The organism is Microvirga arabica (genome assembly GCF_016811235.1).
Taxonomy (GTDB): Bacteria; Pseudomonadota; Alphaproteobacteria; order Rhizobiales; family Beijerinckiaceae; genus Microvirga; species Microvirga arabica.
Genome location: NZ_JAFBID010000025.1, coordinates 1 through 25,862 on the forward strand (window position 1 = coordinate 1; position 25,862 = coordinate 25,862).

Below are 25,862 nucleotides of genomic sequence, written 5' to 3' on the forward strand. Positions count from 1 at the left end.
GGCCGCGGGTCGCGAAGAACACGACCACGGCCGCGCCGGCCATGATGGCGGCCGTCGCCCGCAGCACCGCCTTCTGCGACCAGTCGGGCGGGAACAGGCCTGTGAGCGCCTGCGGGAAGACCGGAATCGGCAGGTTGAGCAGATCGCCGAACAGGATCATGCAGAATGGAGTCAGACTGAGCGCCAGGACCACGAGATCGCGCAGGCGCGCCTCGGGCGTGGCATAGCCGCCAATGATGATGGCGAGCGGGCCGGCGAACAGCAGACCGAGACCTGGGGTCGAGAGAGCTCCGAACGAGAAGGGGCGGATGGTCAGCGCGAAGGCCACGATTCCGCCGATCACGAAAACCGGCCCGCGCAGGTTCCAGCGCTCCAGGACATCGCCCTTCTTGGTGAAGGCGGACACCAGGAGGGCCAGTCCGGACAGGCCGACCGCGACGGCAAGCCAGCGGGGCAGCATGGCCGGGCCCATGGAATTGAGGCTGCCCTGGTCGAGATCCCTGGTCAGCCACAAAGCCAAGGCTGCCAGGGCCACCAGAACCAAGCCGCCCGCCATGTTCTGGGGCGCGCGGACCGGCCCGCTGGGCCTTGCAGGCCCCGAGCCTTCGTGAAGAGTGGACATGAACGACCTCCCGCCGGACGCCCGAGCGCCCAATGTTCTTTCCAGTCGATATGGCCTGAGGCACCAACCCGGATCAAGCTTCTGTTTCCCCTGAAGCAGGCCTTCTCAACAATAGGTCTTGGGAACTAGGGGACAGACGGGGAACCGCCTATCATCCTTAGGATAAGGCGCTGCCTTGCATGAGAGGTGACTTGATCCCTGGGCCTGGGTTGTCTAGATGGACCCCGTAGCCAGGCCGGGCCCCTCTGGTCGCTCCTCTCCGGAGCGGCGATGTCGGACTGGATGAAAACCAGGACGGCCTGGGTTCGTTCAAACAGACGGTTTTGCCTGCATTTCGGCTCCTGCCTCGAAAATTTCCGTGGCAGGGCGATGCCAGATGCGTCTCTTTGAACGTTTCGCATGCGCTGCCCGCAAACCGACATATGAGGCACTGCATGTTTGATCTCTCGCAGTATTTTGGACCCGAGGTCGTCGCCTTCCTGATGGTGGTCGGCATCGATCTGGCGCTCGCCGGCGACAATGCCATCGTCATCGGCCTGGCCGCCGCCGGTCTCCCCAAGGAGCAACGCAACAAGGCGATCCTGCTTGGCGTTCTGGCCGCTACAGGCATGCGCATCGTGTTCGCGCTGCTGACCACGCAGCTCCTCCAGATCGTCGGCCTCCTGCTCGCCGGCGGCATTCTCCTGCTGTGGGTGTGCTGGAAGATGTGGCGCGAACTGCGCACAGGCCACGAGCAAGAGCAGCATGCGGCCGAGGAAGCTCTGGAGGGCCGGGACATCGACCAGGACGGCACCATTGCCGGAGGCGTGCCCCGCAAGACCTTCGCCCAGGCTGCCTGGCAGATCATCATCGCGGACGTTTCCATGTCGCTCGACAACGTGCTCGCCGTGGCGGGCGCTGCGCGCGAGCATCCCTACATCCTGGCCTTCGGTCTCCTGCTGTCGATCGCCCTCATGGGCATTGCGGCCTCCTACATCGCCCGCCTGCTCCAGCGCCATCGCTGGATCGCCTATCTGGGCCTGGCGATCATTCTCTATGTGGCGATCAAGATGATCTACGAGGGTTATGTCGAGGTGGCACCGTTCATCAACGGCGCCGTCGGCTAGGCCGGATCATCGATCCGAATATCTCCAATTGACGGCGGGGATGCGGGAGGGCACAGAGCATGACGCTCATGTCCCCCGCTCCCCGCCCTCACTTTTCTTATTCGGGCCTGCGCCAAGGCGCGCGCGCCGCCCTTCCGGCCTTCCCAGGCTTCATCATGTTCGCCCTGGCCTTCGGGACGGCAGCGGCCCAGAAGGGATTGTCGCTCGGTGAAACCTTAGGCCTCTCCGCCTTCGTCTATGCCGGCGCCTCGCAGATGGTGGGGCTAGAGATCTGGCAGCAGGTCTGGACGCCTACGACGATCCTCACGATCATGACCGTCACAGCTGTTGTGAACGCGCGCATGATCATGCTGGGAGCAACCCTCCAGCCATGGCTCAAGCACGAGCCTCTCCCTCGCACGGCCCTCAACCTCTTTCTCCTCACGGAGGCCGGGTGGCTCATCGGCACCCGGTATCACAATGAAGGCGGACGGGATGTGGGCGTGCTGCTGGGCTGTGCGCTCATCCTCTGGCTGGTCTGGCTGGCAACAACGTTTGTGGGCTTTTTCGCGGGCGCTCTCGTGCCGGAGCCGAAGCGCTTCGGCCTCGATCTCGTGATGCCGATCTTCTTCGGCGTCATGCTCGTGCCCCTGTGGAAAGGCGCCAAGCCCGCCCTGCCCTGGCTCGTGGCAGGCCTCGTCTCGCTCATTGTCCATGCACTGGTGCCGGGCTATCTGTTCATCATCGCCGGGGCTCTCGCAGGCGTCGTCGCCGGGATGCTGATCGAATGAACGGGTTCGGCAGCTTCATCGCGAGCCCGTGGGGTTCGGTTCTCGCCATTGCGGGCATGACGCTGGTGACGTTCTTGTGCCGCATCGCGGGCGTGGTGGTCATGAGCCGCGTGCGCATCACGCCGCGCATCGAGCGGGGCCTGCGCGCTCTGCCCGGCTCGATCATCCTGGCGACGATCCTGCCCACGGTGATCGACAGCGGCTTTCCCGCCATGATCGCGCTCGCCGTCGCCATTGTGGCCATGGCGGTGACGAGGATCGACATCGTCGGCCTCGTGGCCGGTCTAGGCACCCTCGCCATCATTCGGGCTTTTGGGTGAATTCTGCTTGAGCCGCAGGCGGATGCGGTACATCAAACCATCGCGGATGTTGCGGTAGGCATCGAGCACCTGATCGCGGGAGCCCTGCGTGATCGTCGGGTCCGGTGTCGGCCAATACTCCACGTCCGCCGCGATAGTGCGCGTGAGTTCGAGCGCCGCGTGATGCGCCTCCGGCGAAAGCGAGATGATGAGGTCGAAGTTGAGCCCCTCCCACTCCTCCAGCTCGTCGAGGGTGCGCGGCTTGTGCTTGGAGGCATCGATGCCGATCTCGGACAGGATCGACGATACAAAGCCGTCGGGCTCGCCTTTGCGCACGCCGGCGGACTGCACGTAGACAGACTTGCCGAAGTAATGGCGCGCGATCGCCTCCGCCATGGGCGAGCGCACCGCATTCATCGCGCAGACGAACAGAACCGAGTGGATCCGTTTCGGGCGAGGCTCGTCCAGGCGCTCGTCCAAGCGTCAGCCCTTCCAGTGAAGCGCGAAGATGAGCGTGAAGATGCGCCGCGCCGTGCCGAAATCGAGAATGAGTTTGCCCTCTAACCGCTTCATCAGCAGCTCGGCCGCTTCGTTGTGCAGACCGCGCCGCCCCATATCGATGGCCTCGATCTGCGCCGGCGAGGCGGACCGGATCGCTTGGTAATAGCTGTCGCAGATCATCTCGTAATCGCGAATGGCCTTGCGGAAGGGCGTCAGCGACAGGTGATGCGAGATAAGATGCGTGCCGTCCTGCGTGGTCACCTCGAAACAAAGCTTCTTGTCGATCAGCGAGATACGTAGGGCATAAGGCCCGCCGTCGTAATTCGGCAGCGCGAAGGTATTATCTTCGAGGATGTCGTAGATGGCGATGGCCCGTTCATGTTCCTGATCGGGGTTGCCACGGCCGATGGAGGCCTCGTCGAGGGTGACGGCGACCAGCCGGGTCCGCTCCTTCGCATCGCTCGCCATCCCGCCTCCGTTCGATTTTTAGAGGTTGAGGCGGATCGCGACCGACCGCGCATGCCCCTCCAGACCCTCCGAACGCCCGAGAGCAATCGCCGCCGGGCCAAGCGCCCGCAGAGCGTTCGCATCGCATTTCAGGATCGAGGTTCGCTTCATGAAGTCAAGCACGCCGAGACCCGAGGAGAACCGGGCTGAGCGCGCCGTAGGCAGAACGTGGTTGGGGCCGCCCACGTAATCACCGATGGCCTCCGGCGTATGGCTGCCGAGGAAAATCGAGCCAGCATTGCGGACTTTGGCCGCAAGCTCTTCCGCGTTTTCCGTCTCGATTTCAAGATGCTCGGGGGCGAGCCGGTCCACCAGGGGAATGGCGTTCTCCAGCCGGTCGATCAGGATGATCGCCCCGTAATCCCGCCAGCTCGCGCCCGCAATCTGCGCCTTTGGCAAGGTTTTCAGCTGCCGCTCGACCGCCTTTTCCACCGCATCGGCCAGCTCTGGGCTATCGGTGATGAGGATCGATTGCGCGGCCGTATCGTGCTCGGCCTGGGCCAGAAGATCGGCCGCGATCCAGTCCGGGTTGCCATCGGCGTCGGCCAGGATGAGCACTTCGGACGGACCCGCGATCATGTCGATGCCGACCTGGCCGAAGACGCGGCGCTTGGCGGCGGCCACATAGGCATTGCCCGGGCCGACGATCTTGGCGACGGGCTTGACGCTCTCGGTACCATAGGCGAGCGCCGCCACAGCCTGGGCGCCGCCGATGCGGAACACTTCGTCCACGCCGGCAAGACGCGCCGCCGCCAGCACGAGCGGGTTCGTCTCGCCGCGTGGAGTCGGCACCACCATGGCAATACGCGGAACTCCTGCCACCTTCGCCGGCACGGCGTTCATCAGAACGGAGGACGGATAGCTGGCAAGGCCGCCGGGAACATAGAGACCGACGGATTCAATGGCCGTCCAGCGCCAGCCCAGGGTCACTCCAACGGAATCCGTGGTCCTGAAGTCCTTCGGGCGCTGCTCCCGGTGGTAGATTTCGATGCGTTCCTTGGCGAGCGCCAGGGCCTCCAAGGCTTCTTTGGAACACTGGGCCTCGGCCGCGGCGATCTCGGCATCGGACACCCGCAGGGTCTCGGGCTGAAGCGCCAGTCCGTCGAACCGGTAGGTAAAATCGATCAGCGCCTCATCGCCGCGCACCACCACATCTTCGATAATGGCACGCACCGCCTGGTCCACATCCTCCGAGACCTCGCGCTTGGCGGAGAGCAGGGCAGCAAAAGCCTGCGGGAAAGAAGGATCCCGCGCATCGAGCCGCTGCGCCATTTTAAGGGCGCTCCGCCGTTTGCAGCTGGTCCTCGTGGGAGGGGCGGCTTTCCGCAGCCCAGACCGGGCCGGTGTCTTTCATCTGCATTTCGATGCACTCCAGGTCCACCTGGATGGCTCCGCCTTCGGCAAAGATCAAGGTGGCAGTGCCCGAGGGGGCATCCTTCTCCTCGAACGCAATGGCGAGAAGGTTAAGAACGGCGTCCGTGTTGCTCCGGTCGATGCCTCGGACGCGCACGCCCGTGACATTCTCGAAATGCATGCATGTCAGCCGCCGCTGGGGTGTTGCCGCTTCCCAATCGTAGCGCCGGACCTGGATGGCGAAGCGCCGCTCCTTGGGCAGATAGGCGATGTCCCCGACCTGCAGCAGCGAATCCTGCAGGTGAGCGGAGATGACGGAAAGGTCTTCAGGGTCGAACGCGACGAGTCTCAGGAGGTCCATGGGGCCCACCAACCTGTTGTTGAACTTTGATCTTTAGGTAGAGAGCCCCCTGCCCCGGCGCAACCTTTCGCCCAGGTTCGCCTTCCGGACCGCCCAAAGAAAAAGGCCGGCGATGATGCCGGCCCTTTGATCTTCAGCCCCTGACGCGCTCGATCAGGGCGCCGCATCGGGCGAGCTTGGCTTCGAGCGACTCGAAGCCGCGATCCAGGTGATAGACCCGGTTGATCGTGGTCTCGCCATCCGCCACGAGGCCGGCGATCACCAGGGACACGGAGGCGCGAAGATCCGTCGCCATGACCGGAGCCCCCTTGAGGCCTGGAACACCGTCCACATAGGCGCTGTCGCCGTCGAGGCGGATCTGGGCGCCGAGGCGGGCCAGCTCCTGCACGTGCATGAAGCGGTTCTCGAAGATCGTCTCGCGGATGCGCGACGTGCCGTTCGCCCGGGTCATGAGGGCCATGAACTGGGCCTGGAGATCCGTGGGGAAACCCGGAAACGGATCGGTGGTCACATCGACCGGCTGGAGGCCGTTGCCGTTGCGGCGGATGCGGATGCCCCCATGGGTCGGAGTCACCTCGGCCCCAGCCTGGCCCAGCACGTCGAGGGCGGCCTGGAGGTAGTCAGGCCGGGTGTTGTCGAGCACCAGATCGCCCCCGGTCATGGCCACCGCCATGGCATAGGTGCCGGTCTCGATGCGGTCCGGCATCACATCATGAGAGGCGCCGTGCAGGCTGGTCACGCCTTCGATCACAATCTCGGAGCTGCCGGCGCCCTGAATCTTGGCCCCCATCTTGATCAGGCATTCGGCGAGATCCACCACCTCCGGCTCGCGGGCGGCGTTGCGGATCACCGTAGTGCCTTGGGCCAGGGTTGCCGCCATCAGGGCCACGTGGGTACCGCCCACCGTCACCTTCGGGAAATCGATCTCGGCGCCGCGGAGCCCCTTGGGAGCCGTCGCCACCACATAGCCGGCCTCGATTTCGATCACGGCACCCAGCTTGGCGAGCGCCATGATGAGCAGGTCCACCGGACGTGTGCCGATGGCGCAGCCGCCGGGCATGGAGACCTTGGCATGGCCGAAGCGGGCCACCAGGGGAGCGATGACCCAGAAGCTCGCCCGCATGGTCGAGACCAGCTCGTAGGGAGCCGTGGTGTCGATGACGTTCTTGGCCGTGAGACGGATGGTCTGGCCCGTCTCGGACGACTGACCGGGCCGGCGGCCGGCAATCGAGTGATCGACGCCGAAATTGCTCATGATCCGCAGCAGGGAGGAGATGTCGGCAAGCCGCGGCACGTTGCCGAGCTCGAGCGTATCCGCCGTGAGCAGGCTCGCGATCATGAGGGGCAAGGCCGCATTCTTGGCGCCTGAGATCGGAATCAGGCCGTTGAGGGGCGCGCCGCCCCGGATGCGAATGCGATCCATCAATATCCCCTTGTAAAATGGTCAGTCAGCCATGCGCTATGCGCGCCTTGAGCGTCCTAAGCTAGTCGGACGGCTTGTCGCGCTCTGCCGAAACGCTCAAGCTGCCGCTTTCGTTTCCAGACGCCTTGACGGCTTGCCGCCCCCGCGCCTGCGCCTTGCGCCGCTTGAGATTTTCCTTCAGAGCCGCCTTGAGCCGGTCGGCTTTGTCTTGCGATTTCACGTCAGTCATGGTTCACGCGACCCATCGTCGCCTTTACCAAATAGAGGCTTCGCACGCGGCCCTCAACCGCAATATCAGACTTCGGAACTTTGACCCGGATCAATGTGATCTGGCATAATGGGTTCAGTATCCCCGGGCATTGCGTTGCCCACCCGGTGAGATGATGGATTATCAAAACTTCTTCACGTCAGCCCTCGATCGTCTCCAGGCGGAGCGCCGCTACCGCGTCTTTGCCGATATCGAGCGCCTGGCCGGACGTTATCCCCAGGCGATCTGGCACTCCCCGGACGGTCCGCGCCCCATCACGGTCTGGTGCTCCAACGATTATCTCGGCATGGGCCAGAACCGGGACGTGACCCGCGCCATGGTGGAGACGGCCTGGCGCCTCGGCACCGGGGCCGGGGGCACGCGCAACATCTCGGGTAACAGCCACCCCATCGTCGAGCTCGAGGCCGAGCTGGCTGACCTGCACGGCAAGGAAGCAGCCCTGGTCTTCACCTCGGGCTATGTCTCCAACCAGACCGGCATCTCGACCCTCGCCCGGCTGATCCCGAACTGCCTGATCCTGTCGGATGCGCTCAACCACAACTCCATGATCGAGGGCGTGCGCCAGTCCGGCTGCGACAAGGCGATCTTCCGCCACAACGATCTCGAACACCTGGAGGAGTTGCTCCAGGCCGCCGGCGACAGGCCCAAGCTGATCGTGTTCGAGAGCGTCTATTCCATGGACGGCGACGTGGCGCCAATCCATGCCATCTGCGATCTGGCTGAGCGCTATGGCGCCATGACCTATATCGACGAGGTCCATGCGGTGGGCATGTACGGCCCGCGCGGCGGCGGCATCGCCGAGCGCGAGGGCGCCATGCACCGCATCGATGTGATCGAGGGCACCATGGCCAAGGCCTTCGGCGTCATGGGCGGCTATCTCACCGGCACCAGGGCTGTGATGGACGCCATCCGCAGCTTTGCCCCGGGCTTCATCTTCAGTACGGCCCTGCCCCCGGCGGTGGCCGCCGCCGCCATGGCGTCGATCCGTCATCTCAAGGCTTCCTCCACCGAGCGCCAGCAGCAGCAGCGCCAGGCTGCCCGCACCAAGGCAGTCCTCAGCGGCGCCGGCCTGCCCGTCCTCGACACGCCGACCCATATCGTGCCGGTGATGGTGGGCGATGCGGAGGCCTGCAAGGCAGCCTCCGACCGGCTCTTGGAGAAGCACGGCATCTATATCCAGCCGATCAACTACCCCACCGTGCCCCGCGGCACCGAGCGCCTGCGCATCACCCCTGGGCCTTTCCACTCCAACGCCCATATTGACGCCCTCGCCACCGCCTTGGTGGAGGTCTGGACCGCGCTCAGGCTCCCCCTGGAGCCGAAAGTCCAGGCGGCCGAATAAAGATCATTTTCAAGCTTGCATGGAGGGCAGCCCTGTGGCAGTAAGCGGCCCTCCCCGTTGGCGCGCTGCCGTAGCTCAGTGGTAGAGCACTCCCTTGGTAAGGGAGAGGTCGAGAGTTCGATCCTCTCTGGCAGCACCAGCCAAACAGGCTTTGACTTCAATGTCTTAGCCGCTCAGCCGCAATCACCAGAAGTCCTTTCAAACCGCTGTTGTCACCCTCTGGTCACAACAAAGGTCATGATTGATGGCTACGATCCGCAAGCGCGGCACAAAATGGCAGGTTCAAGTCAGGCGCAAAGGCAGCCCTCCCCTGAGCCGTTCCTTCCTCCACAAAGCAGACGCCCAAGCCTGGGCACGGCACGTTGAATTGCAGGCTGACCGAGGTGACCTTATCCCGAAGGCAACCGTGCTAAGCCAACTCACGGTGGGTGATCTTATCCGCCGCTATCTTGATGAGGTCGTGCCCCGGAAACGCAGCGCGAAGAACGAAGCAGCCGTCCTTAGGGCCTTTCTCCGGCATCCTGTCACCCAAGTAGCATTATCCAAACTCACATCGGCACAACTCGCTGCATATCGTGACGAGCGGCTTACGGTGGTGAAGGGAGCAACCGTTAGGCGGGAGTTCGTGATCCTCCGGCATTGCTTTGAGACTGCTAAGGGAGAGTGGAGCGTCCCGCTAAGGACTAATCCGCTCAAAGCCGTCAGGCTTCCCTCTGACTCGAATGCACGGGATCGGCGCTTACAGCAAAACGATGGTGAGGGACTTATGAAAGCCATGAGCACACCCTCGGCTTGGTATCTTCGCCCTCTTATTGCCCTCGCCATCGAAACCGGGATGCGCCGAGGCGAACTTCTCTCAATCCGCTGGAAGGACGTAGACCTGACTGCTCCTACCATTCGCATCCTAAAGACCAAGAACGGGCATCCAAGGACAATCCCACTCACACCCAAGGCTATCGAAGTCTTGTCCTCGTTGGAGCGGAAGGGTGATCGGGTCTTCCCGGTCACACCCAATGCTGTGCGGCTAGCTTGGGAGAGGCTAAGGCGCAGGGCTGGCTTGGAAGACCTGAGACTACATGACCTACGCCACGAAGCCGTATCCCGTTTCTTTGAGTATGGCCTCACCGTTCCTGAGGTGGCTCTGATCAGTGGACACCGGGATCCACGGATGTTGAGCCGATACACTCACCTCAGGCCTGAGAAGGTAGCTGAGAAATTGGCTAAGGCGACCCTGAGCTAACCACAAGAAAAGAGCCTGATGGCGGATTTCCGTCAGGCTCATAAGTTTAGCAGAAAGGGAGGACCAAAAACCTCGCTAAGCTAACGGCCTAGCTAGCCCTGAGTTCCCTCTGCTAGCTGTCCTGGCAAACGGTAACTGATTCAGCGACAGATTTCCTTACGCACCTGAACCCTCTCGCCCCAGCGGTTCACCCGCTCGTTGATGATAATCTTGCAGCCTCCCTGATGGCGCCAATGCGGTCTAGCATAGACAGGCTGGTGCCATTCATGCCGGTCCACAACCGGAATACTCCGATACTCGCCATGGCGGTGCTTTCTCTCACGCCACTCAGGAACAGGGCGACCATAGTAGCGATCCGGATCACGATGTTCATACCTGTGTTCCGTCCGGCTGTATTGGCGACGCTCAAACAAGTCGCCATCGTAGTCTGCGACCCGGTGAGGCAGACGATCATTGGTGCGGATCGTGATGCTCACCTCTGACGCCTGAGCGGCACCTCCTAGTGCAAGAGCGGCCAATGTTCCGAGAACTACCTTTTTCCAACCGATGCTCATAAGAACCCTCCTCACAGGGATGAACTCGTCCTGAGCCACCCCATTGTCCAAGAGGATGCACTAGGTCCCTTGAAGCAGAGCCAAACAGCTTCGACAGCGATTGTTCATGATCGGTGGAGGGATGATACGCCTGACGCAGCAGTTATCAGCGGCCATCATGGTTTAAGAGAGTTGAGCTGAGATACTCACCTGAGGCCAGAGAAGGTGGCTAAGGCGACAGCTGACTAAACAAAAGAAAAGAGCCTGATGGAGTGACCGTCAGGCTCATAGTTTATCAGAAAGGGACCAATGAAGTTCGTAAGGTCAACAGCCAAGCCTTCTGGCAGTTCTCTCTTCGGTTCACAGGTCGGCCAGATACTTTGCTACAACCAGCAGCAGCACAATGAGCGCCAAGGCTCCAATAGCAGGAAGACCCTCGGCATGTGCGTCGAGCAACTTCCAGATACGCAGGGACAGGCGAGGCAACCTCATTTCTTGTTCTCCCTCATCATGTCCTCGAACCTATCACGGAATGAGAACAAATAGGGAACATTCTAGTCAGCCTGTGGATGGCTGTGGATTGCTTTCTTCCAGCTTAGGATTAAGGCTCGACTGCTGGTGCTGGTGTGCAATCGCACAGACCCAGCCAAGGCATGTGTCAGACTGTGGCTATTCCTCCTGAGACTCTCCAGCCCCATCAGTTGAGTGATCCTGGTGGGGCCTTTTTCTCTTGATGATTGAACCTTTCAGACGGACCAGCCTTCGCTTCCTCTTTCTCCTGAATGGTACAGTCAGGAGCAGTTCTCCCGCCTCATCCACAATCTCGACCACATAGCGGTTCTGCTGCTCGGAAGTCAGTTCATCCCAATATGGAACAACCTTCATAAAGACGTTTGCCACCCTCTGAGCGATACCCTGCGCGGCATCAACATCGGGAAGATCTAAGGTTTCAGGATACCTGACCCGCTTGCGCTGGTTATAGAGGAAGAGATTGTAACGTGGCATGACGGCAGGAATATTAGCCAACATGACTTCACCAGCAACTTGCTAAAATGGGTTATCGTAAAACATACTCACAGGTCAGTTGGCGCGGGTAGAGAACACCTGCCCTGCCTGTGAACGCTCTCTCTCATAAGCCAAGGCTAGACTCATGGCCGCCCACCGTCCCTCTGTTTCCCTGACCTTGACTAGCGATTGCTCATAGGATGCAAGCGCAGCCTCTTCTTCATCAAAAAGGTTGTTGAGGGGACCGAAAGATTGCTTTTGATAAGCAAGATCTAGAGCCTGATCCAGAGTCTCACGGATCGTTGTGAGAGCATGAGCGGCCCCACGACACCGAAGCCGCGTCTCTTCAAGCTCGCGATAAGCCTAATGAAGAGCATTGAGGCAGATCAGATAGGTCACGTCCCCATGTTGGTTCCCCTCCTTTTGGAGGAAACAACCGTATAGGCTCCCGGAGCAATAGCCTTCACATAGATCAATCAAGACTATCCAGCCTGCCGCTATTTCGGGGGAGGCGGGATTATCAGCGGCGGGGCTGGGGGAAGTGAACCGCAGAGGTAAGCTGGCTCTCCCCTATGTTGCGCTCCGGTTGACCAGAACAGCCTTTGATGAGGTACTGCGGCTCACCGTTGCCCATCGAAGGCAGAAGGCGTGTCACCTCATGGATACCGCTCGGATGATTGCAGGAACCAGCGGCAAACTAACTCTTGTCAGGTTTTGCATCAACGCCAGCCCCAACCCGCACAAGATCGCCAACTCTGAACCGATGCTCCGCCATTAGGGAACCAACCAACATAAGTTAATCCAAGTTCCACAGCACCGAGGGGAGCTGCTGCGAGATTAGCCCTGCGGGGCCTTGGCAATCTCCGGCTGGTTGACCACTCGCTCTTGTCCTAGAGCCTGACTCCTGATCCGGTACTTCGGTACACCATCAGTGTCAGGAGGGAGCAGGCGAACGACTTCGTACACACCGTCCTGTCCTGTTCGGTCGGAGAACTTTCCTGTAGCGCGTACAAGTTGACCGACTTGGAAGGCATGAGGCATTAGCAGCTCCTGTTTGGGTCAGGGAGACAAGAGGCATGGAGTTAGAGCAGTCCTCTAAAAAGGCACCGCTATGACTCACCTAACGGAGGCTTTGATAAGCGGCCCTATCCACTGGTTCTCAGACTGACCTACAGGCGACGTACCTCGCTCAGGCGCAGTGGTCTACACGATTTGGAACCGGGATGGCTCCTTCATCTATGTCGGTATGTCAGGCCGGAGTTTCATAGGCGGTGCTGAGGGCAACGGGAGGGCCGGACCTTGGAGTAGGCTCAATAACCACGCAAGCGGCAGACGGAGCGGTGATCAGTTCTGCGTCTATGTCGCTGATCGACTCGTCCTCCCCACCCTCCACAATCGTATTGCTGAAATAGCTGATGGCAGTCTGTCTCTGGATAAGGCTACTCGCGACTACATCAGAGCAAACCTAGGGTTCAGATGGGTCGCTATGGAAAACGGGAGGGCTGCATTTGAGCTTGAACGTAGGCTGCAAAGGGGTGAGGCTGGGTGTGGGAAGCCGCTGTTGAACCCGCTCTAAGATCACAAATGCTCGTAAGTTCACCCACCTGCGCGATAAGGAACTGAACCTATCCACCGTCCCGGAACAGCCAGAACAGTTCGTCCATCCTCGTCAACAACCTCAACGTGGAACTCACATTCGGCCTGAGGCAGATAACCTCCCGGCGATCTAAGCCTGATGAGCATTCGCCCCATCATTAACGCAACGCTGTGGGCCGCCTCTAGGCTCGGAACATTCAAGCCCCGTGGATAATTCAGACGGCGAAAGTTGGTCCAGACGTAAACGTCATAGGTTGGCATAGCTACAATAGGGTAGCCAAAGAAGCCCCCCTTGTAAGGCGCTACTAGGGGTTAGGGCGACGGCACCAGCGAAGGAGCGCAATCCCTTTCCCCTTATCCAAGGCGGCTCGGCAGGATGTTAGATCGGACCTCTTGGATCGTCGTGCCAGTAGTCCCTCAACTCCTTTTCGCGCTTGCGGTCAGGCCAAACCAGATCGTCACCGTCGTACCCATAGAACTCTGGTGCGTCCCGGACCTGCTCCTCGGTAATCTGAGTACGGTAGCCTTCAAGTGCCTTGTCGTAGGAGAGCTTGTCCCAAGGGATTGTGCGGTGGTGAACCCCGATGCCGAGGAAGCCGCCAAACGTCACGTCAACATAGAGGACACGACCGCTGACCTTCTCGATGAGCAAGCGCTTGATGGTCCCAATCCGTCTGCCCTGCTGATTGAACACCGCTGTGCCTTCCACCCGATCACTCTCGATCACCGGATGAAATGTGGGTGTGTTGTCGCTTGCCTCCCATACAAGGAAGCCATTCTCTAATATCCCGGCGGCAACGAAGGCGCGACCAACGCCAAAGGTCCACCGCTCGGTTGGGCCAACCTCTTTTACAAATGTCCAAGGTCCACTCTCGGATGGAAGTTTTTCGCCTGTAGCACCGTCAGTGAAGGCCAAGAGGTTAGGGTTCGGATCAGACTGGAAGACGTAGCAGGTTCTCATAAGTGCCTCTTAAGTTGATAAGATGCACAGCCATTGTCTCAGCCATTCGTGACCAAATTAAATATAGCGCAATAGGAAGCTTTCACCTTGCGATGGGATGTTGCCCTAGGTCAAAGCCAAAAATTACCTAAGCTCTTAAAGAAATATCTTACTATACTACCATACTAGTACACGAACTAATCCAGCATTACTTCTCTTATCCTTACTTTCAGAACTCATATAACAAGGCCGCAGCTAAGCCTAATGCTAACCCAGTCACTGACCAAGTGAGACTAAGGCTCAGCCCAAGGCTGATCTGATGGGCTTTCGACTCGTCTTGGCTAAGCTGATAATGGACCCTGATACTAACGTTCCAAGGATCATGGTGTGGGTAGATCGGCCTAGCGCTGAGCCTAGACCATTTTGACCCCCATTCGAGTGACACGATCTTGCTCAACTTTGGTCGACCGGACTGCTCATGTGACCTTTGGACAATGGCTCATACTCTTTCCTGATCGAAGCGAGCTAAACCCGACACTGAGTTGATAGGTCTAATCCTGAGGCTCAATCATTTCGACTACCACTAGCAATACAATGTGCTGACCCTCCTTGAACCAGAATGCTCAACCAGAGGTCATGACATACCTTTGGCTACGGCATTTGTCTTCAAGACTTAGGGCAAGAGGCTAACCCGTTGGTCAAACCATCCCATTATGAATACCAAAAAGGTAATAAGGAGAATTCTCACGTACTGTTAGGCTGATAAATCAGGTACGGGGTGTGTGAAGTTATCAGGTCAAAGATGAGGTTAGGCCTAATCCTAGCCTAACCCTCTTCTCCAATAGGTTCCTTATTCAGAGCCTCTACCCACCTGCACAACCCCTCATCCACAACAGGATGTGGGAGACCTGCATCTTTAGCAATCACCCTAAACCATAATCCCTAACCAACAGATTGGTCACTCATAATGGTCGGTCTTTAGTAAGCGTGTGTTTAACGGTTAGCTCACCCTCATCACAAAGGTTCCATGCGCTTATGTCTTAATATCTGAATACATTACCCATGACCGTAACTGGTCAAAATACATCACATTTGTCCTCAGCCCGTCAGGTTCGCCCTCGGCGGGTTTCTTTTTATCAAGAGCATCGTCAATGCATTACACAACTGAGGTTTTGGACCGTTCTACGGGAGACCTGAAAGAAGTAAGCTTAGGGAACTGGATTACCGTCACTGAGCTTGGCGAGCGATATGGCGTAGGAAACAAGAAGGTACGTTCAATCCTGCATCACATGGGGCTGCTCCAAAGCGAAGGGAAACACGGACGCTATCGCCTAACGGCCAACGCTGTTGAGCAGGGGCTTGGCATACGTCATGACAAACCGAAAAAGTCCAAATACCCGTTTGATGTGATTGGCCCTGAGGGTCAGAGACTTATCGCTCTCGCTTGGGATGAGGCTGTCACTGACCTTGAACGTGAGCGACTGAATGATCCACAAGCTCGCTCGGCTGACGCGGCATTGCAGGAGTTTCAAGCTCTTTTGCCCTCACCTATGACGACTCAGGAAGAGGTCTGCTGGCTAACGAGCCGGTTCCCGGACCTGACGTACCAGCAGATTGCTGACTTGCTGGGCGTCCAGCGTCCTCTCGTCAGTCGCTACGCCAACCTTCAAAAGAAGCAAATTGCCTTTCGTGCGAGCCAGAAGGTGTCTGTCTGAAAGCCGCATTTACGCTTTCCCAATGCAAACTGGCAAATCAACCCACGAGCCATTTGCCTCATCGAAAATCATAAAAGCAAAGAGATTGAAATGACTATGCAGAACGATGGACAAGCCATTGTCTTCACCGATGGCGCTTGCCTCGGAAACCCCGGGCCAGGAGGCTACGCGGCTGTTGTCACCATTGCAGGACAAGAGCAAATCATTGTCGGGCGTGATCCCTCGACCACGAACAACAAGATGGAAATGACCGCAGCGATCAAAGCCCTTGAAGCCGTCCCTCACTCGACCTCGATCATCATCCACAGCGATAGCCAATACGTCATAAAAGGCGCGACCTAATGGCTTCGCGGCTGGAAGGCTAAGGGCTGGCGTAAGGCTGATGGTAAGCCTGTGCTGAACCAAGACCTCTGGCTAGAAATGGACAGGTTGATCCAAGGCCGGAAGATCACTTGGCAATGGGTCAAGGGTCATGCAGGACATGAGCAGAATGAGCGAGTTGACGGACTTGCTAATACTGAGGCTCAGATGGCAGCTATGGCGATTGGGTTCGCCGGAAGAGCAAGGTAACGGCTTGCCCACTATTTAACGAACCCCTCTCAGAAGCTAATCACGGCAACTGAGAGGGTTTGCTGATACATGTGTTTGTCCGGGTATTTTATTGGATCGTCTGGCGAGTGGCCTTCTCAGCTTCAACCAGCACGTCCAGCGCCCTCCATGGCTTGGGCATAAACCTCACATCCCTCAACGCTTTCTCATGCTCGTCTTCAAGGGGAGCACCAGAGGTAAGGACTGTCCTCACCCAAGGCCATTTCAGTCTGACCGTCCGCGCAAGGTCCACACCGTCCATAAGGCACGGAAGTTTCACATCAGAGAACAGGAAGGCAACCTCACCGGCGTGGTGATGCAGATAGTGCAAAGCCTCCTCGCCGCTCGAAGCCTCAACAATATCAAGATCAGTTTCTTCCAACAGCGCGGCGGCTAGTGACCTAAGCTCTACATCATCCTCAACAATGAGTGCTTTCTGGCTCGGCTTGTACTGTTGTCCCATGCGTCAGGCTTCCCCTGTTTGAGTAAGAGCTTTTGCGTTGCTCTTCGTACGAGTTGAGCAGATCGTAGAACCGCTGAGGCACAGGCAGTTTGAGAAGCTCGCAGTATGTTTCACGAACATAGCGATCCACTGCGGGAGCCAGAGCAGAGAATGTATTGCTACGCGACAATTCAATGATGTTCAGGTTCATAGGAATGAGAACCCTCAGTATGGCCTCTGCGGCGTGCTACAATGAAACGGGTGATTAACTTATGACAGTGATCACCGAACCGTGAATCATCGACAAGGTTCCAGCGTGGCAATAAAACAATTGGCAGAACATAGTCGTATTGCTCAGGAGCAGAAGCTTCATCAACTTAGCTATTGAGCGAACTCACCGCCTAATCAGCAGGGGCTTTCAGCCATGGATATAGCGGTATCTTTGATGATGATCTTTGTTGCCGTGATAGGACTATGTCTATTTCCGCTTTGGCTTAGAAGAAAACTTACCCAGACTCGGAGGACCATTTCCGCTGGTCTAAATAGAGGTACAGCCGAGCAAACGGCTATTACCGCCCCAAATCGCTTCATCCCAATGCCAGACTATCTCAGGACCAAGGACGAAATGGTCGCTTGGCTAGTTTATGAACTGCCAAAGCTAACCTCAGGGCAGCATGAGAGCGGGAAGTAGGATAGTTGCCAAGTAGACAAGCAGGGCAACGATCGGGGTAAGGATAACAACGGCGAGGATCAGCAGAAGCGTGACGTTGAGCAGTCTCATGGCAAGGCTCCCGCACGGCGATATGTGCAGCGTACCGAGAACCTTGACCTTAAAGCGGCACAACCTTGGCTAAACAAAAGAGGCCCCGAAAAGTGGGACCTCAGTTTACTAAAGGGAGTGACCGATGCGATCAGTCGGGATCAGTGTCAGCCTTCAACTCACATCGGTCAATTCACGTATCCTTACCGATCGTGAAAGGAACGCTCGTCTACGTACGGCAAGACATGGGTCTTTGCAATTTTGCTGCAAAAATCTCTGAGCCTATCGTGAGACCTTTGTTCAGGGCTGTTCCCCCCCAGTGGGGGTAGGGTTCGGTTTGTACAATCGGTCACACTGAAAGCAAGCGGGAGGCTAATCCTAGCTTTGACGCGAGGCCATCAAAGGGGTTGCTCAGGCCAGACCATCAGCTATATACACATCCCATAACAGCTTGGTTTAGAAGGCTTTCTGGTCCCATTGCTACGGGGCAGAACCCGGCTCCGCTTGGAAGACGCTGCCGTAGCTCAGTGGTAGAGCACTCCCTTGGTAAGGGAGAGGTCGAGAGTTCGATCCTCTCTGGCAGCACCAGCCACCGCCACGTGGCTCAAGAGTTCGAAACTGCGACCTTGGGATTCTTCCTTTTCCCCCACAGATGAACGCCTTTCCTGCTTGACGATGCGCCTGCGCGTCCTGACCAAAGGTGCAGTCGTCTTTCTCCGCAAAGCCTTGCAATAATCCTACATCGGGAGAGGCTTTCGCCATTGAGACGAAGCCCTCCTGAAAGATGACCGGAGGAGAACCTCCGGCTTTGACAAGGGGCAAGAAACATGAAGGACCCGGCCATCGCGCCCGAGGTTGCGGATCCATATGCGACTCTCGAGAAAATCCTCAAAGTCATCGGCAGGTCGTGGTTGAGCGAAGAATGGCGGCTTGAGGACATTCGCATCCTGGCCCAGGAGGCGCTCCTGAATAAGGGCAGCCTGGACGATACAGAGCGCGCCAAGGCGATCATTCAATCTCGGCTTCGCATGAAGATGAGCCCGGAAGCGCCGTTTTCCTCAAAGCGCGGCGAGGGCCTTCCGACCTGAGCAGACGGATGGGTCAAGCCGAATGACGAGAGATGCCCTATCCGAAGCGTCACCTCATGAGCCTGCTCCATTCATCTGAAGCTGTGCTGTAGAGTGGCTTTGTTGCAGCGCCTTTCAGGCTGCAAAGGTCAGCCGTGCGGCACATTGTCTAAAAAGGGCAAAACCGGAACCAATCTGCTTTTAGTCCTGGCGCTAATCTTTTAATAACTTACCCAACGTTATCTATTTAGGCGAGACAAACAAACATAACAGTCTCGCCATGGGGCAGATTTCAATGGCACACGTGAATTTACTGTAGCGCTTCGCATTGCACATCGTGGCGCAGCAATCGCATGCTCTTTGCGAAGCTTAAAAGATGCTTCCCAGAGCAACTCGGCTTGCATCCTGCGCCAGTTCACGCGCGAGACATCGCATCTCACAATCTATTCTTAGAGCCTGTTGAAAATGCCTGCCGTCGAGACCTACAGTTCCACTGGGAATTCTTACATTGACGCTCTCCTCGGCAATACCGAGTGGGTGCCGAGCGACCTGACATACAGCTTTCCCGCTGCTCCTGGTGCATATGGCGCGTTCTATGGAGACGGCGAGACAGCTAAGGGCTTCGGCTCCTTCAACGACACGCAGCAGGCGATCACGCGGTCGGCCTTGAAGCTGTTCTCATCCGTCAGCACCCTGACGTTCCAGGAAGTTGCTGGAGCGAGCGCATCGTCGGCCGACCTGCGCTTTGCGCAGTCGGACGTGCCGGGAACCGCATGGGCCTATTTCCCAACGACGGATGCGACAGGCGGCGATGTCTGGGTCAACAATTCCAGCCGGAACTACGCAAGCCCTGCCAAGGGCAACTACGCCTATCTCACCATCGTGCATGAGATCGGTCATGCCCTTGGGCTTGAGCATTCCCACGAGGGCAATATGCCATGGGATCGCGACAGCATGGAATACACGGTCATGAGCTATCGCTCATATTCCGGGGCCTCGACCAGCACGGGTTACATGAACGAGACCTGGGGCTATGCGCAGTCGCTGATGATGTACGACATCGCCGCTCTCCAGCATATCTACGGCGCGAACTACCAGACGAACGGCGGCAGCACGACATATTCATGGAGCCCGACCACGGGCGAGATGTTCGTCAACGGCGTGGGCCAGGGCGCGCCCGGCGGCAACCAGATCTTCCTCACGGTTTGGGATGGTGGCGGCACGGACACGTACAGCTTCACCAACTATACGACACCCCTGACAATCGATCTTCAGCCCGGTGCGTGGACCATCACCGCACAGGAACAACGAGCCAAGCCCCACTGGGTCGGATCCAAGCTCGCCGCCGGCAACATCGCCAATGCGCTCCTGCATCAGGGCGACACGCGCGCCCTGATCGAGAACGCTTATGGCGGTTCCGCGAATGACATCATCAAGGGCAATGTTGGCGGAAATACCCTGCGCGGCAACGCCGGCGACGACAAGCTTTACGGCTTGAGCGGCAACGACGTGCTGATCGGCGGCAGCGGAAAGGACATGCTGAGCGGCGGAACTGGAACGGACACGGCCAGCTACAGCACCGCGAAAGCCAGCGTGGTGGCTGACCTCGTGACGAAGGCCAACAATCGCGGCGATGCTGCCGGTGACTCATATTCCAGCATCGAGTGGCTTACAGGCAGCCCCTACAGCGATACCCTGCGCGGCAATGGCTCGGCCAACAGGATCAATGGCGGCTCCGGCAGCGATATGCTCTACGGACGAGGCGGAAACGACGTGCTGATCGGCGGCGCGGGCAACGACAAGCTCTATGGGGAGAGCGGGAAGGATCTGCTGACCGGCGGAAGCGGAGCGGATACTTTCGTATTCTCCTCTTCGTCCCACTCGCGAATGTCGTCTGCGGACACCATCACGGATTTCCGGCGCGGCTCCGACCACATCGATCTGCGCGGCATCGATGCCAACACGAAGGTTGCAGGCAATCAGGCATTCACCTTTATCGGGAAGAACGCTTTTCACGGAAAAGCCGGGGAACTGCGTTTTGCCGATGGTGTGGTAGCCGGTGATGTGAACGGAGACAAGATTGCTGACTTCGGCATCAAGGTCACCGGTCTTTCGGCGCTGTCCAAGGGCGACCTCTATCTTTGATGCAAAGTATCAAAATCAATTGCGGGGCTCAGCCTATTGGCTGAGCCCACATGCACAAAAACTCTTTATTAACCATCTGGACAAGCCCCAAGCTTAGGCATTATTCCCACTGAAACAAGTTTCGGTCCTTGGGGAAGCACGATGGATCGTCCGGGAAGACGCCACCCTGCCAATGACGCGTTGGCCCATCTGATGAACCTGATCGGCCTCGCCTTCAGCATCAGCTGTCTTTGGATCGTCGCCTCAGCGGCCAAGATGTAAGACAGCCCTGCTTCCGCTGTTTCAGCGGGATCGGAATTCCCTAGCCGCGTCAGCAGCCTGATAGCCCCAATACGTGATCTGAGCTGCGGCACGCCCGACGATGCCGCCATTCCAGGCAAGACCGAAAGGCGAGAAGAGGCGATAGCGGTCGCTCTCGCCCGTTATCCCTTCCGCAATCACCGTACCGCCGATGGCCGTGGTGTTCATGCCATGACCGCCGAAGGCCGTGCAGTACCACACACCGGGCTTGAGCTGTCCGATCTGCGGCATCAGATGCCGGGCATAAGACATGAGTCCCGACCAGGCGATCTCCGTCTTCAAGCTGGCGAGCTGCGGGTAGGTTGTCACCATCTCACGCCGCAGCAGGGCCGCGATGTCCCGTGGATCCGCCGTGCGTGTGGTGATCCGCCCGCCCCAGAGAATGCGGTTGCCGTCATCGACGAGGCGGTAGTAATCTCCGGCCCGACGGTCGTCGAGGATCGCGGCGCGCGTGCGGATCGCGCTTTGCACCAGCTCAGGGGCATTCTCCGTGAGCATGACATAAGTGGCAATCGGCAGGAAGGCGCGCCTCAGGGCCGGCGAGATGGTGCCCGTATAGCCCCCTGTGGTGAACACCACATGCTGCGCTGAAATCTCAGCGTCCTTTGTTCGAACGATCTTTCGGGCACCATCCAGAGTGACGGTGGTGGCTGCGGAGTTCTCGTGGACCGCAGCCCTCAGGCGCACTGCCTCGCGGGCGAGCGCGCGGCCGTAGTTCAGCGGATGAAAATGGAATGCGCCCTTATCCAGGATCGCCTCATGGTATTTCGGGGAGACGAAGAGGCTTCTCACCTCGTCCCGTCCCAAGTAGCGCAGGTTCAATCCGAACGCGCGCTGCTGGCTCTCGCAGGCGGCCTGCAGGGCGCCGCGCGAGTTGTAGCGCAGCGCCTTTGCGATGCCGGGAACAAGCTTGGCATCCGCGATGCCGAGCTCGTCGATGGTGCGGCGAACGATCTCGACGCCTTCCATCGACAGGTGAAAGAGCTCTCTCGCCTGATCCTTGCCGACCCGCCGCTCGATCGATGACAGCCCCGTGGCATAGCCCGCCGAGACGAAACCGCCGTTGCGCCCTGAGGCGCCCCATGCCACGCGCTGCTCTTCGAGCAGCACCACCTTGCGCCCGCCGCGGGCGAGCTTCAGCGCCGCAGTCAGTCCGGCAAGCCCGCCGCCCACGATGCAGACATCCGCTTCGATCCGACCGGTCGCAGCCGGATAGGCTTCAGACGTGGAGACGGTCCGGCTGTAATAGGTGTCGATGTAGGCGGACGACATGCGGGAAGGACTAGAGCGTCATGTCGGTGGCTGCGATGAAGATCCGCACGAGCGTCTCGCAGCCCTCGCGGTCCTCGTCGTCGAAGCGGTTGGGGTTGGGGCTGTCGAGATCGAGCACGCCCAGCACCCGACCATCTTCGATCAGCGGCACGACCAGTTCCGACCGGGACGCGCTGTCGCAGGCGATGTGCCCGGGAAAGGCGTGAACATCCGGCACCAGGATGGATTCCCGGCGTTCCACCGCCGTGCCGCAGACCCCGCGCCCAACCGCGATGCGCACGCAGGCCGTCTTGCCCTGGAAGGGGCCGAGCACGAGCTCGCCTCCACGCATGAAGTAGAACCCGGCCCAGTTGAGATCCGGCAGGAACTGATAGATCAGCGCCGACATGTTGGCCGCGTTGGCGATCATGTCCCGTTCGCCTTCCAGGAGGCCAGTGAGCTGCTGGGCAAGCGAGGCATAGAAGTCCCGCTTGTTGTCGGAGATGGGAATATCTTTGACTTCGAACATGCGGTTTTCCTTAGAAGCCTGAGAAAGGCTTGTCCAGACGTGCCTATTCGGCCGCCATGTCGGGCCGGTGCACCTTGGCGAAATCCAGCCCCTGATAGTCGCAGAGGCGGCGGTAGAGGCCGCCCTTGCGGTAGAGGCTGTGGTGATCCCCCTCCTCCACGATCCGCCCCTTGTCGAACACGAGGATGCGGTCAAGCGCACGCACCGTCGAGAGGCGATGGGCGATCACGATGGAGGTGCGCCCCACCATGAGCCGCTCCATGGCCTGCTGGATCAGCACCTCCGACTCCGAGTCGAGGGCGGAGGTGGCCTCGTCCAGGATCAGGATCGGCGCATCGGCGAGAAACGCGCGGGCAATCGCCACCCGCTGGCGCTCGCCGCCCGAGAGCTTCACCCCGCGCTCGCCCACCAGCGTGGAATAGCCCTTCGGCAGGCTCATGATGAAGTCGTGCGCGTTGGCGAGCCGCGCCGCACGCTCGATCTCCGCCATGCGGGCTCCAGGCCGCCCATAGGCGATGTTTTCGGCCAGCGTGCGATGGAACAGGATCGGCTCCTGCTGCACAATGGCGATCTGTGAACGCAGCGACGCCTGCTGAGCCTCGGCGATGTTCTGCCCGTCGATGCGAATCTCGCCGCCCGTCACGTCGTAGAGGCGCTGGATCAGCTTGACGAGGGTCGTCTTGCCCGAGCCTGAGGGACCCACAAGGCCTACACGCTCGCCTGCATGCATTGTCAACGACAGATCGCGATAGAGCGGTGTGTCATGTCCCGCATAATGGAATGTAACGTGGTCGAACGTGACCTCACCGCGCCCGATCCGGATCGGCCTCGCACCGTCACGATCCGGCACGCCGACGCGCTCCCGGTGAATGTCGATCAGCTCCTCCATGTCGTTCACGGAGCGGCGCAGGTTGTTGATGTGCATGCCCACATCGCGCAGGTAGCCGTGGATCACGAAATAGGTGGTGAGCACGTAGGCGAGATCGCCCGGCGTGGCGCGGTTATCCCACCACAGCCAGATCGCCGTGCCGATGATCGCCGCACGGATACCGAGCAGTGCAATGAACTGCACCGTGCCGCTGTTGGTGCCGCGCTGCCAGAGGCGGCTTGTGCGCTTCTGCCACTTGTTCAGCACCCAGGTGAGGCGCGCATCCTCGCGCGTCTCCGCGCCGAAGGCCTTGACCACCGGATTGCAGCTCAGGGCATCAGCCAGCGTGCCGCCGACACGCGTGTCCCAGGCATTCGCCAGCCGTGCCGCCGGCGCGACATAGTGGGTCGATAGCAGAGCCGTCATGACAATGTAGCCCACCGCGCTCACGCCGATGACGAGCCCCATCACGGGCCAACGCAAGCCGAGCACGATCATCGATCCCGCCAGCACCGTGAGCGACGGCAGGAGCGCCAGCAGAAGCGTATCGTGCATCAGGTCCAGCGCCCACATGCCGCGCGTGATCTTGCGTACAGTGGAGCCGGCGAAGGAATTGGCGTGCCAGTCGGTCGAGAAGCGCTGCACGCGCGCAAAGGCATCCTGCGCCACCCGGCCCATGACGCGCAGCGTGAGTTCCACGATGCCGTAGAACGCGAGATGGCGCATGACGATCATGATCAGGCCGAGCCCCGTCATGAACGCGAACGCCATGAGGGCTGCATGCAAGGCAGCCTCGCGGTTGTCACCGCCTGCCGCGATGGCATCGACGAGCCTGCCGGCAAAGACCGGCATGAACACGTCGGCAAGCGTGGAGACCATCATAGTGACGACGATCAGCGCCACGTAGCGCGGCTCATGGCGCCAGTGCCGGAACGTGAATCGTAAGACGTCGCGGGTCGCATCCCCGCCCTTCTTCTGCTGGTTCATAGCAACGAACAGGTGACGCTCGGGGCGCACACCTCTCCCGGAATTTTTTAAGGAATGACAACAGGAACGCCAGCTTACCGCGTTCGATGTCGCTCGATCATCATGGGTAGGGAAATCTTGGTAAGGTTTGCCGGGCCTTGGAGCCCCGCCTGGTGCCGCCTAGGATGTTGGGCGGGACGCGGGAAGAACGTTCAGCAAGCACACAAAAGCCATGCAGTCCTCCCTCTCTGGAATTAAAACCTGGGTGCAAAGTAGTGCAGTTCGTTCAACTTGGCAACCGCAGTTTTGTTTCATCGTTGTCCGATCGATTTACACGACTTCGAGCGGTTGATGAGACCCATCCGGCAGTTCGACCCGGATGGCATCTCCGGGCCGGACCTCGCCACCCTCAAGCACAATCGCCATGATCCCGGACTTGCGGACGACATTGCCCTGCTCGTCCTTGCCCAGCACCGCCTTCATGAGTCCCTTCTGAAACCGGTCGATCTGGACGCAAGGATTGCGCAGGCCCGTGACTTCGATGACGGCACTCTCGCCAAGCATCAGGCGCGCACCGGCCGGCAGGCTCAAGAGATCTATCCCGCGCGTGGTGACGTTCTCGCCCATCTCCCCCGCCTCAACGGCAAAGCCTTTGCTCGCGAGTTCGTCGAAAAGCTCCGCGTGGATGAGGTGGACTTGGCGCAGGTTCGGCTGAGTGGGATCCTTGGCCACGCGCGAGCGGTGCTTGACCGTGGTGCCCAGATGGGCGTCTCCCTCGATGCCAAGGCCGGCCAGCAGGTGGATGGAATTCTGATTGGGCTTGCTGAAGCTGTGACGGGAGCTGCCGCTCACGGCGGTGACGATTGCGTTCATGAATGCCCACTCCCCTGCGCTTCTCTGCCTTGTAGCGTCAGAGAACCGTGAGATCCACCGTCTCGAAGCCGCGCTCGGCGAGGCGCTGCGCCAGAACAGTACGATGACAGTTGGCAGGATCGCGCTCGAAGCACAGGAGACAGATCGGTTGAGCGTCGGCCAGCGCCTCCAGCTCACGGAAAGCCTCTTGCGCCGACTCGGTCGCGAGAACCTCATCGCAGTAGATCCGCCGCATCAGGTCGCCATCGCCGGCGCGCGCCGCTTGGCGGCCCTCCTTCGGCGTGCCGAGCTTGATGAAGTGTTCATAGCCGATGCCCTGGTCGGCTAAGGCATCGCGCAGGGCGGATTTCGAGAACCCGCGCTTGCGGGAGAGCGCGACGGCGCGCACGTCGGCAAGGGTCGCGACGCCGGCATCCTTCAAGGTGGTGAGGAAGCGGTCCACGTCCGCTCCCTCGTATCCAATCGTGAAAACCTGCGGCCTTGCCATGCCGC

26 protein-coding genes, 2 tRNA genes and 1 pseudogene are annotated in these 25,862 nt (G+C 59.5%); 11 read left to right on the forward strand and 18 right to left on the reverse strand.

Translation table 11 applies throughout. The features are described 5' to 3' along the window. A partial coding sequence (locus tag JQC81_RS14355) for a tripartite tricarboxylate transporter TctB family protein (RefSeq protein ID WP_203272490.1) occupies window positions 1-622 on the reverse strand: 622 nt, incomplete at its 3' end. A 434-nt stretch (window positions 623-1,056) separates the two neighbouring features. Here JQC81_RS14355 and JQC81_RS14360 point away from each other — a divergent pair. Genes JQC81_RS14360 through JQC81_RS14370 form a run of 3 tightly spaced genes read left to right on the forward strand, consistent with a single transcriptional unit; the run spans window position 1,057 to window position 2,818 of the window. Further along, entirely contained in the window at window positions 1,057-1,728 is a 672-nt protein-coding gene (locus JQC81_RS14360; RefSeq protein WP_203272491.1) for a TerC family protein, read from the forward strand. Window positions 1,729-1,787: 59 nt separating this feature from the next. Then, the gene (locus tag JQC81_RS14365) at window positions 1,788-2,498 is read left to right on the forward strand and encodes an AzlC family ABC transporter permease (protein WP_246520420.1); all 711 of its coding nucleotides are present in this window, start codon (window positions 1,788-1,790) and stop codon (window positions 2,496-2,498) included. Further along, the gene (locus JQC81_RS14370) at window positions 2,495-2,818 is read left to right on the forward strand and encodes a branched-chain amino acid transport AzlD family protein (protein WP_203272492.1); all 324 of its coding nucleotides are present in this window, start codon (window positions 2,495-2,497) and stop codon (window positions 2,816-2,818) included. Before JQC81_RS14365 ends, JQC81_RS14370 begins: the two co-directional genes overlap by 4 nt. On the opposite strand, the gene JQC81_RS14375 is transcribed toward JQC81_RS14370, so the two are convergent. From JQC81_RS14375 to JQC81_RS14400, 6 genes are all read right to left on the reverse strand, one after another. Further along, window positions 2,783-3,277 (reverse strand): arsenate-mycothiol transferase ArsC, encoded by a 495-nt coding sequence (locus JQC81_RS14375; RefSeq protein WP_281400279.1) that lies wholly within the window; start codon window positions 3,275-3,277, stop codon window positions 2,783-2,785. The two genes, JQC81_RS14370 and JQC81_RS14375, sit on opposite strands and share 36 nt — an antisense overlap. A gap of 3 nt (window positions 3,278-3,280) precedes the next feature. Then, entirely contained in the window at window positions 3,281-3,766 is a 486-nt protein-coding gene (locus tag JQC81_RS14380) for a UPF0262 family protein (protein WP_203272493.1), read from the reverse strand. An 18-nt stretch (window positions 3,767-3,784) separates the two neighbouring features. Beyond that, a complete protein-coding gene (gene hisD / locus JQC81_RS14385; RefSeq protein ID WP_203272494.1) occupies window positions 3,785-5,077 on the reverse strand; it encodes a histidinol dehydrogenase in 1,293 nt (430 codons plus the stop codon). A 1-nt stretch (window position 5,078) separates the two neighbouring features. Beyond that, entirely contained in the window at window positions 5,079-5,519 is a 441-nt protein-coding gene (locus JQC81_RS14390) for a DUF2948 family protein (protein ID WP_203272495.1), read from the reverse strand. Window positions 5,520-5,652: 133 nt separating this feature from the next. After that, window positions 5,653-6,942, reverse strand: a complete 1,290-nt coding sequence (gene murA / locus JQC81_RS14395) for a UDP-N-acetylglucosamine 1-carboxyvinyltransferase (protein ID WP_203272496.1) — start codon at window positions 6,940-6,942, stop codon at window positions 5,653-5,655. A 61-nt stretch (window positions 6,943-7,003) separates the two neighbouring features. Further along, window positions 7,004-7,171, reverse strand: a complete 168-nt coding sequence (locus JQC81_RS14400; protein ID WP_203272497.1) for a hypothetical protein — start codon at window positions 7,169-7,171, stop codon at window positions 7,004-7,006. 154 nt (window positions 7,172-7,325) lie between these two features. On the opposite strand from JQC81_RS14400, the gene hemA reads away from it, so the two are divergent. From hemA to JQC81_RS14415, 3 genes are all read left to right on the forward strand, one after another. Next, entirely contained in the window at window positions 7,326-8,552 is a 1,227-nt protein-coding gene (gene hemA, locus JQC81_RS14405) for a 5-aminolevulinate synthase (protein WP_203272498.1), read from the forward strand. A 64-nt stretch (window positions 8,553-8,616) separates the two neighbouring features. After that, window positions 8,617-8,691, forward strand: a tRNA-Thr gene (locus JQC81_RS14410). 267 nt (window positions 8,692-8,958) lie between these two features. Beyond that, a complete protein-coding gene (locus tag JQC81_RS14415; protein ID WP_312887517.1) occupies window positions 8,959-9,792 on the forward strand; it encodes a tyrosine-type recombinase/integrase in 834 nt (277 codons plus the stop codon). Window positions 9,793-9,932: 140 nt separating this feature from the next. Here JQC81_RS14415 and JQC81_RS14420 read toward each other — a convergent pair whose 3' ends face one another. The 5 genes from JQC81_RS14420 to JQC81_RS14430 form a co-directional block, all read right to left on the reverse strand. Continuing rightward, complete coding sequence (locus tag JQC81_RS14420; protein WP_203272500.1) at window positions 9,933-10,346, reverse strand: hypothetical protein; 414 nt, start codon at window positions 10,344-10,346, stop codon at window positions 9,933-9,935. Between the two features lie 339 nt (window positions 10,347-10,685). After that, on the reverse strand, window positions 10,686-10,817 hold the full coding sequence (locus JQC81_RS33860; RefSeq protein ID WP_280114247.1) for a hypothetical protein: 132 nt from the start codon (window positions 10,815-10,817) through the stop codon (window positions 10,686-10,688). Between the two features lie 177 nt (window positions 10,818-10,994). After that, window positions 10,995-11,354, reverse strand: a complete 360-nt coding sequence (locus JQC81_RS14425; RefSeq protein ID WP_203272501.1) for a DUF6894 family protein — start codon at window positions 11,352-11,354, stop codon at window positions 10,995-10,997. 1,572 nt (window positions 11,355-12,926) lie between these two features. Then, on the reverse strand, window positions 12,927-13,187 hold the full coding sequence (locus JQC81_RS34335) for a DUF6894 family protein (RefSeq protein WP_376772406.1): 261 nt from the start codon (window positions 13,185-13,187) through the stop codon (window positions 12,927-12,929). Window positions 13,188-13,305: 118 nt separating this feature from the next. Next, window positions 13,306-13,887, reverse strand: coding sequence for a PRC-barrel domain-containing protein (locus JQC81_RS14430; protein ID WP_203272502.1), 582 nt, complete (start codon window positions 13,885-13,887; stop codon window positions 13,306-13,308). Window positions 13,888-15,017: 1,130 nt separating this feature from the next. Here JQC81_RS14430 and JQC81_RS14435 point away from each other — a divergent pair. Together JQC81_RS14435 and rnhA are read left to right on the forward strand one after the other, a co-directional pair. After that, the gene (locus JQC81_RS14435; RefSeq protein WP_203272503.1) at window positions 15,018-15,581 is read left to right on the forward strand and encodes a hypothetical protein; all 564 of its coding nucleotides are present in this window, start codon (window positions 15,018-15,020) and stop codon (window positions 15,579-15,581) included. A 96-nt stretch (window positions 15,582-15,677) separates the two neighbouring features. Next, a pseudogene (gene rnhA / locus JQC81_RS14440) lies at window positions 15,678-16,151 on the forward strand (ribonuclease HI). An 88-nt stretch (window positions 16,152-16,239) separates the two neighbouring features. Here rnhA and JQC81_RS14445 read toward each other — a convergent pair. Next, window positions 16,240-16,632: a response regulator gene (locus tag JQC81_RS14445; RefSeq protein ID WP_203272504.1), complete on the reverse strand. Its 393-nt coding sequence runs from the start codon at window positions 16,630-16,632 to the stop codon at window positions 16,240-16,242. Between the two features lie 1,252 nt (window positions 16,633-17,884). On the opposite strand from JQC81_RS14445, the gene JQC81_RS14450 reads away from it, so the two are divergent. The 3 genes from JQC81_RS14450 to JQC81_RS14460 all read left to right on the forward strand — a co-directional run bounded on the left by JQC81_RS14450 (window position 17,885) and on the right by JQC81_RS14460 (window position 20,583). Continuing rightward, window positions 17,885-17,959: transfer RNA gene (locus tag JQC81_RS14450), tRNA-Thr, on the forward strand. Between the two features lie 239 nt (window positions 17,960-18,198). Further along, entirely contained in the window at window positions 18,199-18,459 is a 261-nt protein-coding gene (locus JQC81_RS14455; protein ID WP_203272505.1) for a hypothetical protein, read from the forward strand. A 444-nt stretch (window positions 18,460-18,903) separates the two neighbouring features. After that, window positions 18,904-20,583, forward strand: a complete 1,680-nt coding sequence (locus JQC81_RS14460) for a M10 family metallopeptidase C-terminal domain-containing protein (RefSeq protein WP_203272506.1) — start codon at window positions 18,904-18,906, stop codon at window positions 20,581-20,583. A 282-nt stretch (window positions 20,584-20,865) separates the two neighbouring features. On the opposite strand, the gene JQC81_RS14465 is transcribed toward JQC81_RS14460, so the two are convergent. The 5 genes from JQC81_RS14465 to JQC81_RS14485 all read right to left on the reverse strand — a co-directional run bounded on the left by JQC81_RS14465 (window position 20,866) and on the right by JQC81_RS14485 (window position 25,857). Then, window positions 20,866-22,155, reverse strand: coding sequence for an NAD(P)/FAD-dependent oxidoreductase (locus JQC81_RS14465; protein WP_203272507.1), 1,290 nt, complete (start codon window positions 22,153-22,155; stop codon window positions 20,866-20,868). A gap of 10 nt (window positions 22,156-22,165) precedes the next feature. Continuing rightward, the gene (gene msrC / locus JQC81_RS14470) at window positions 22,166-22,663 is read right to left on the reverse strand and encodes a free L-methionine (R)-S-oxide reductase MsrC (RefSeq protein WP_203272508.1); all 498 of its coding nucleotides are present in this window, start codon (window positions 22,661-22,663) and stop codon (window positions 22,166-22,168) included. Between the two features lie 43 nt (window positions 22,664-22,706). Further along, complete coding sequence (locus tag JQC81_RS14475; protein WP_203272544.1) at window positions 22,707-24,518, reverse strand: ABC transporter ATP-binding protein; 1,812 nt, start codon at window positions 24,516-24,518, stop codon at window positions 22,707-22,709. Window positions 24,519-24,827: 309 nt separating this feature from the next. Next, entirely contained in the window at window positions 24,828-25,370 is a 543-nt protein-coding gene (locus tag JQC81_RS14480) for an MOSC domain-containing protein (RefSeq protein ID WP_203272509.1), read from the reverse strand. A gap of 37 nt (window positions 25,371-25,407) precedes the next feature. After that, window positions 25,408-25,857, reverse strand: coding sequence for a DUF488 domain-containing protein (locus JQC81_RS14485; protein WP_203272510.1), 450 nt, complete (start codon window positions 25,855-25,857; stop codon window positions 25,408-25,410). Between the last annotated feature and the right edge of the window lie 5 nt (window positions 25,858-25,862).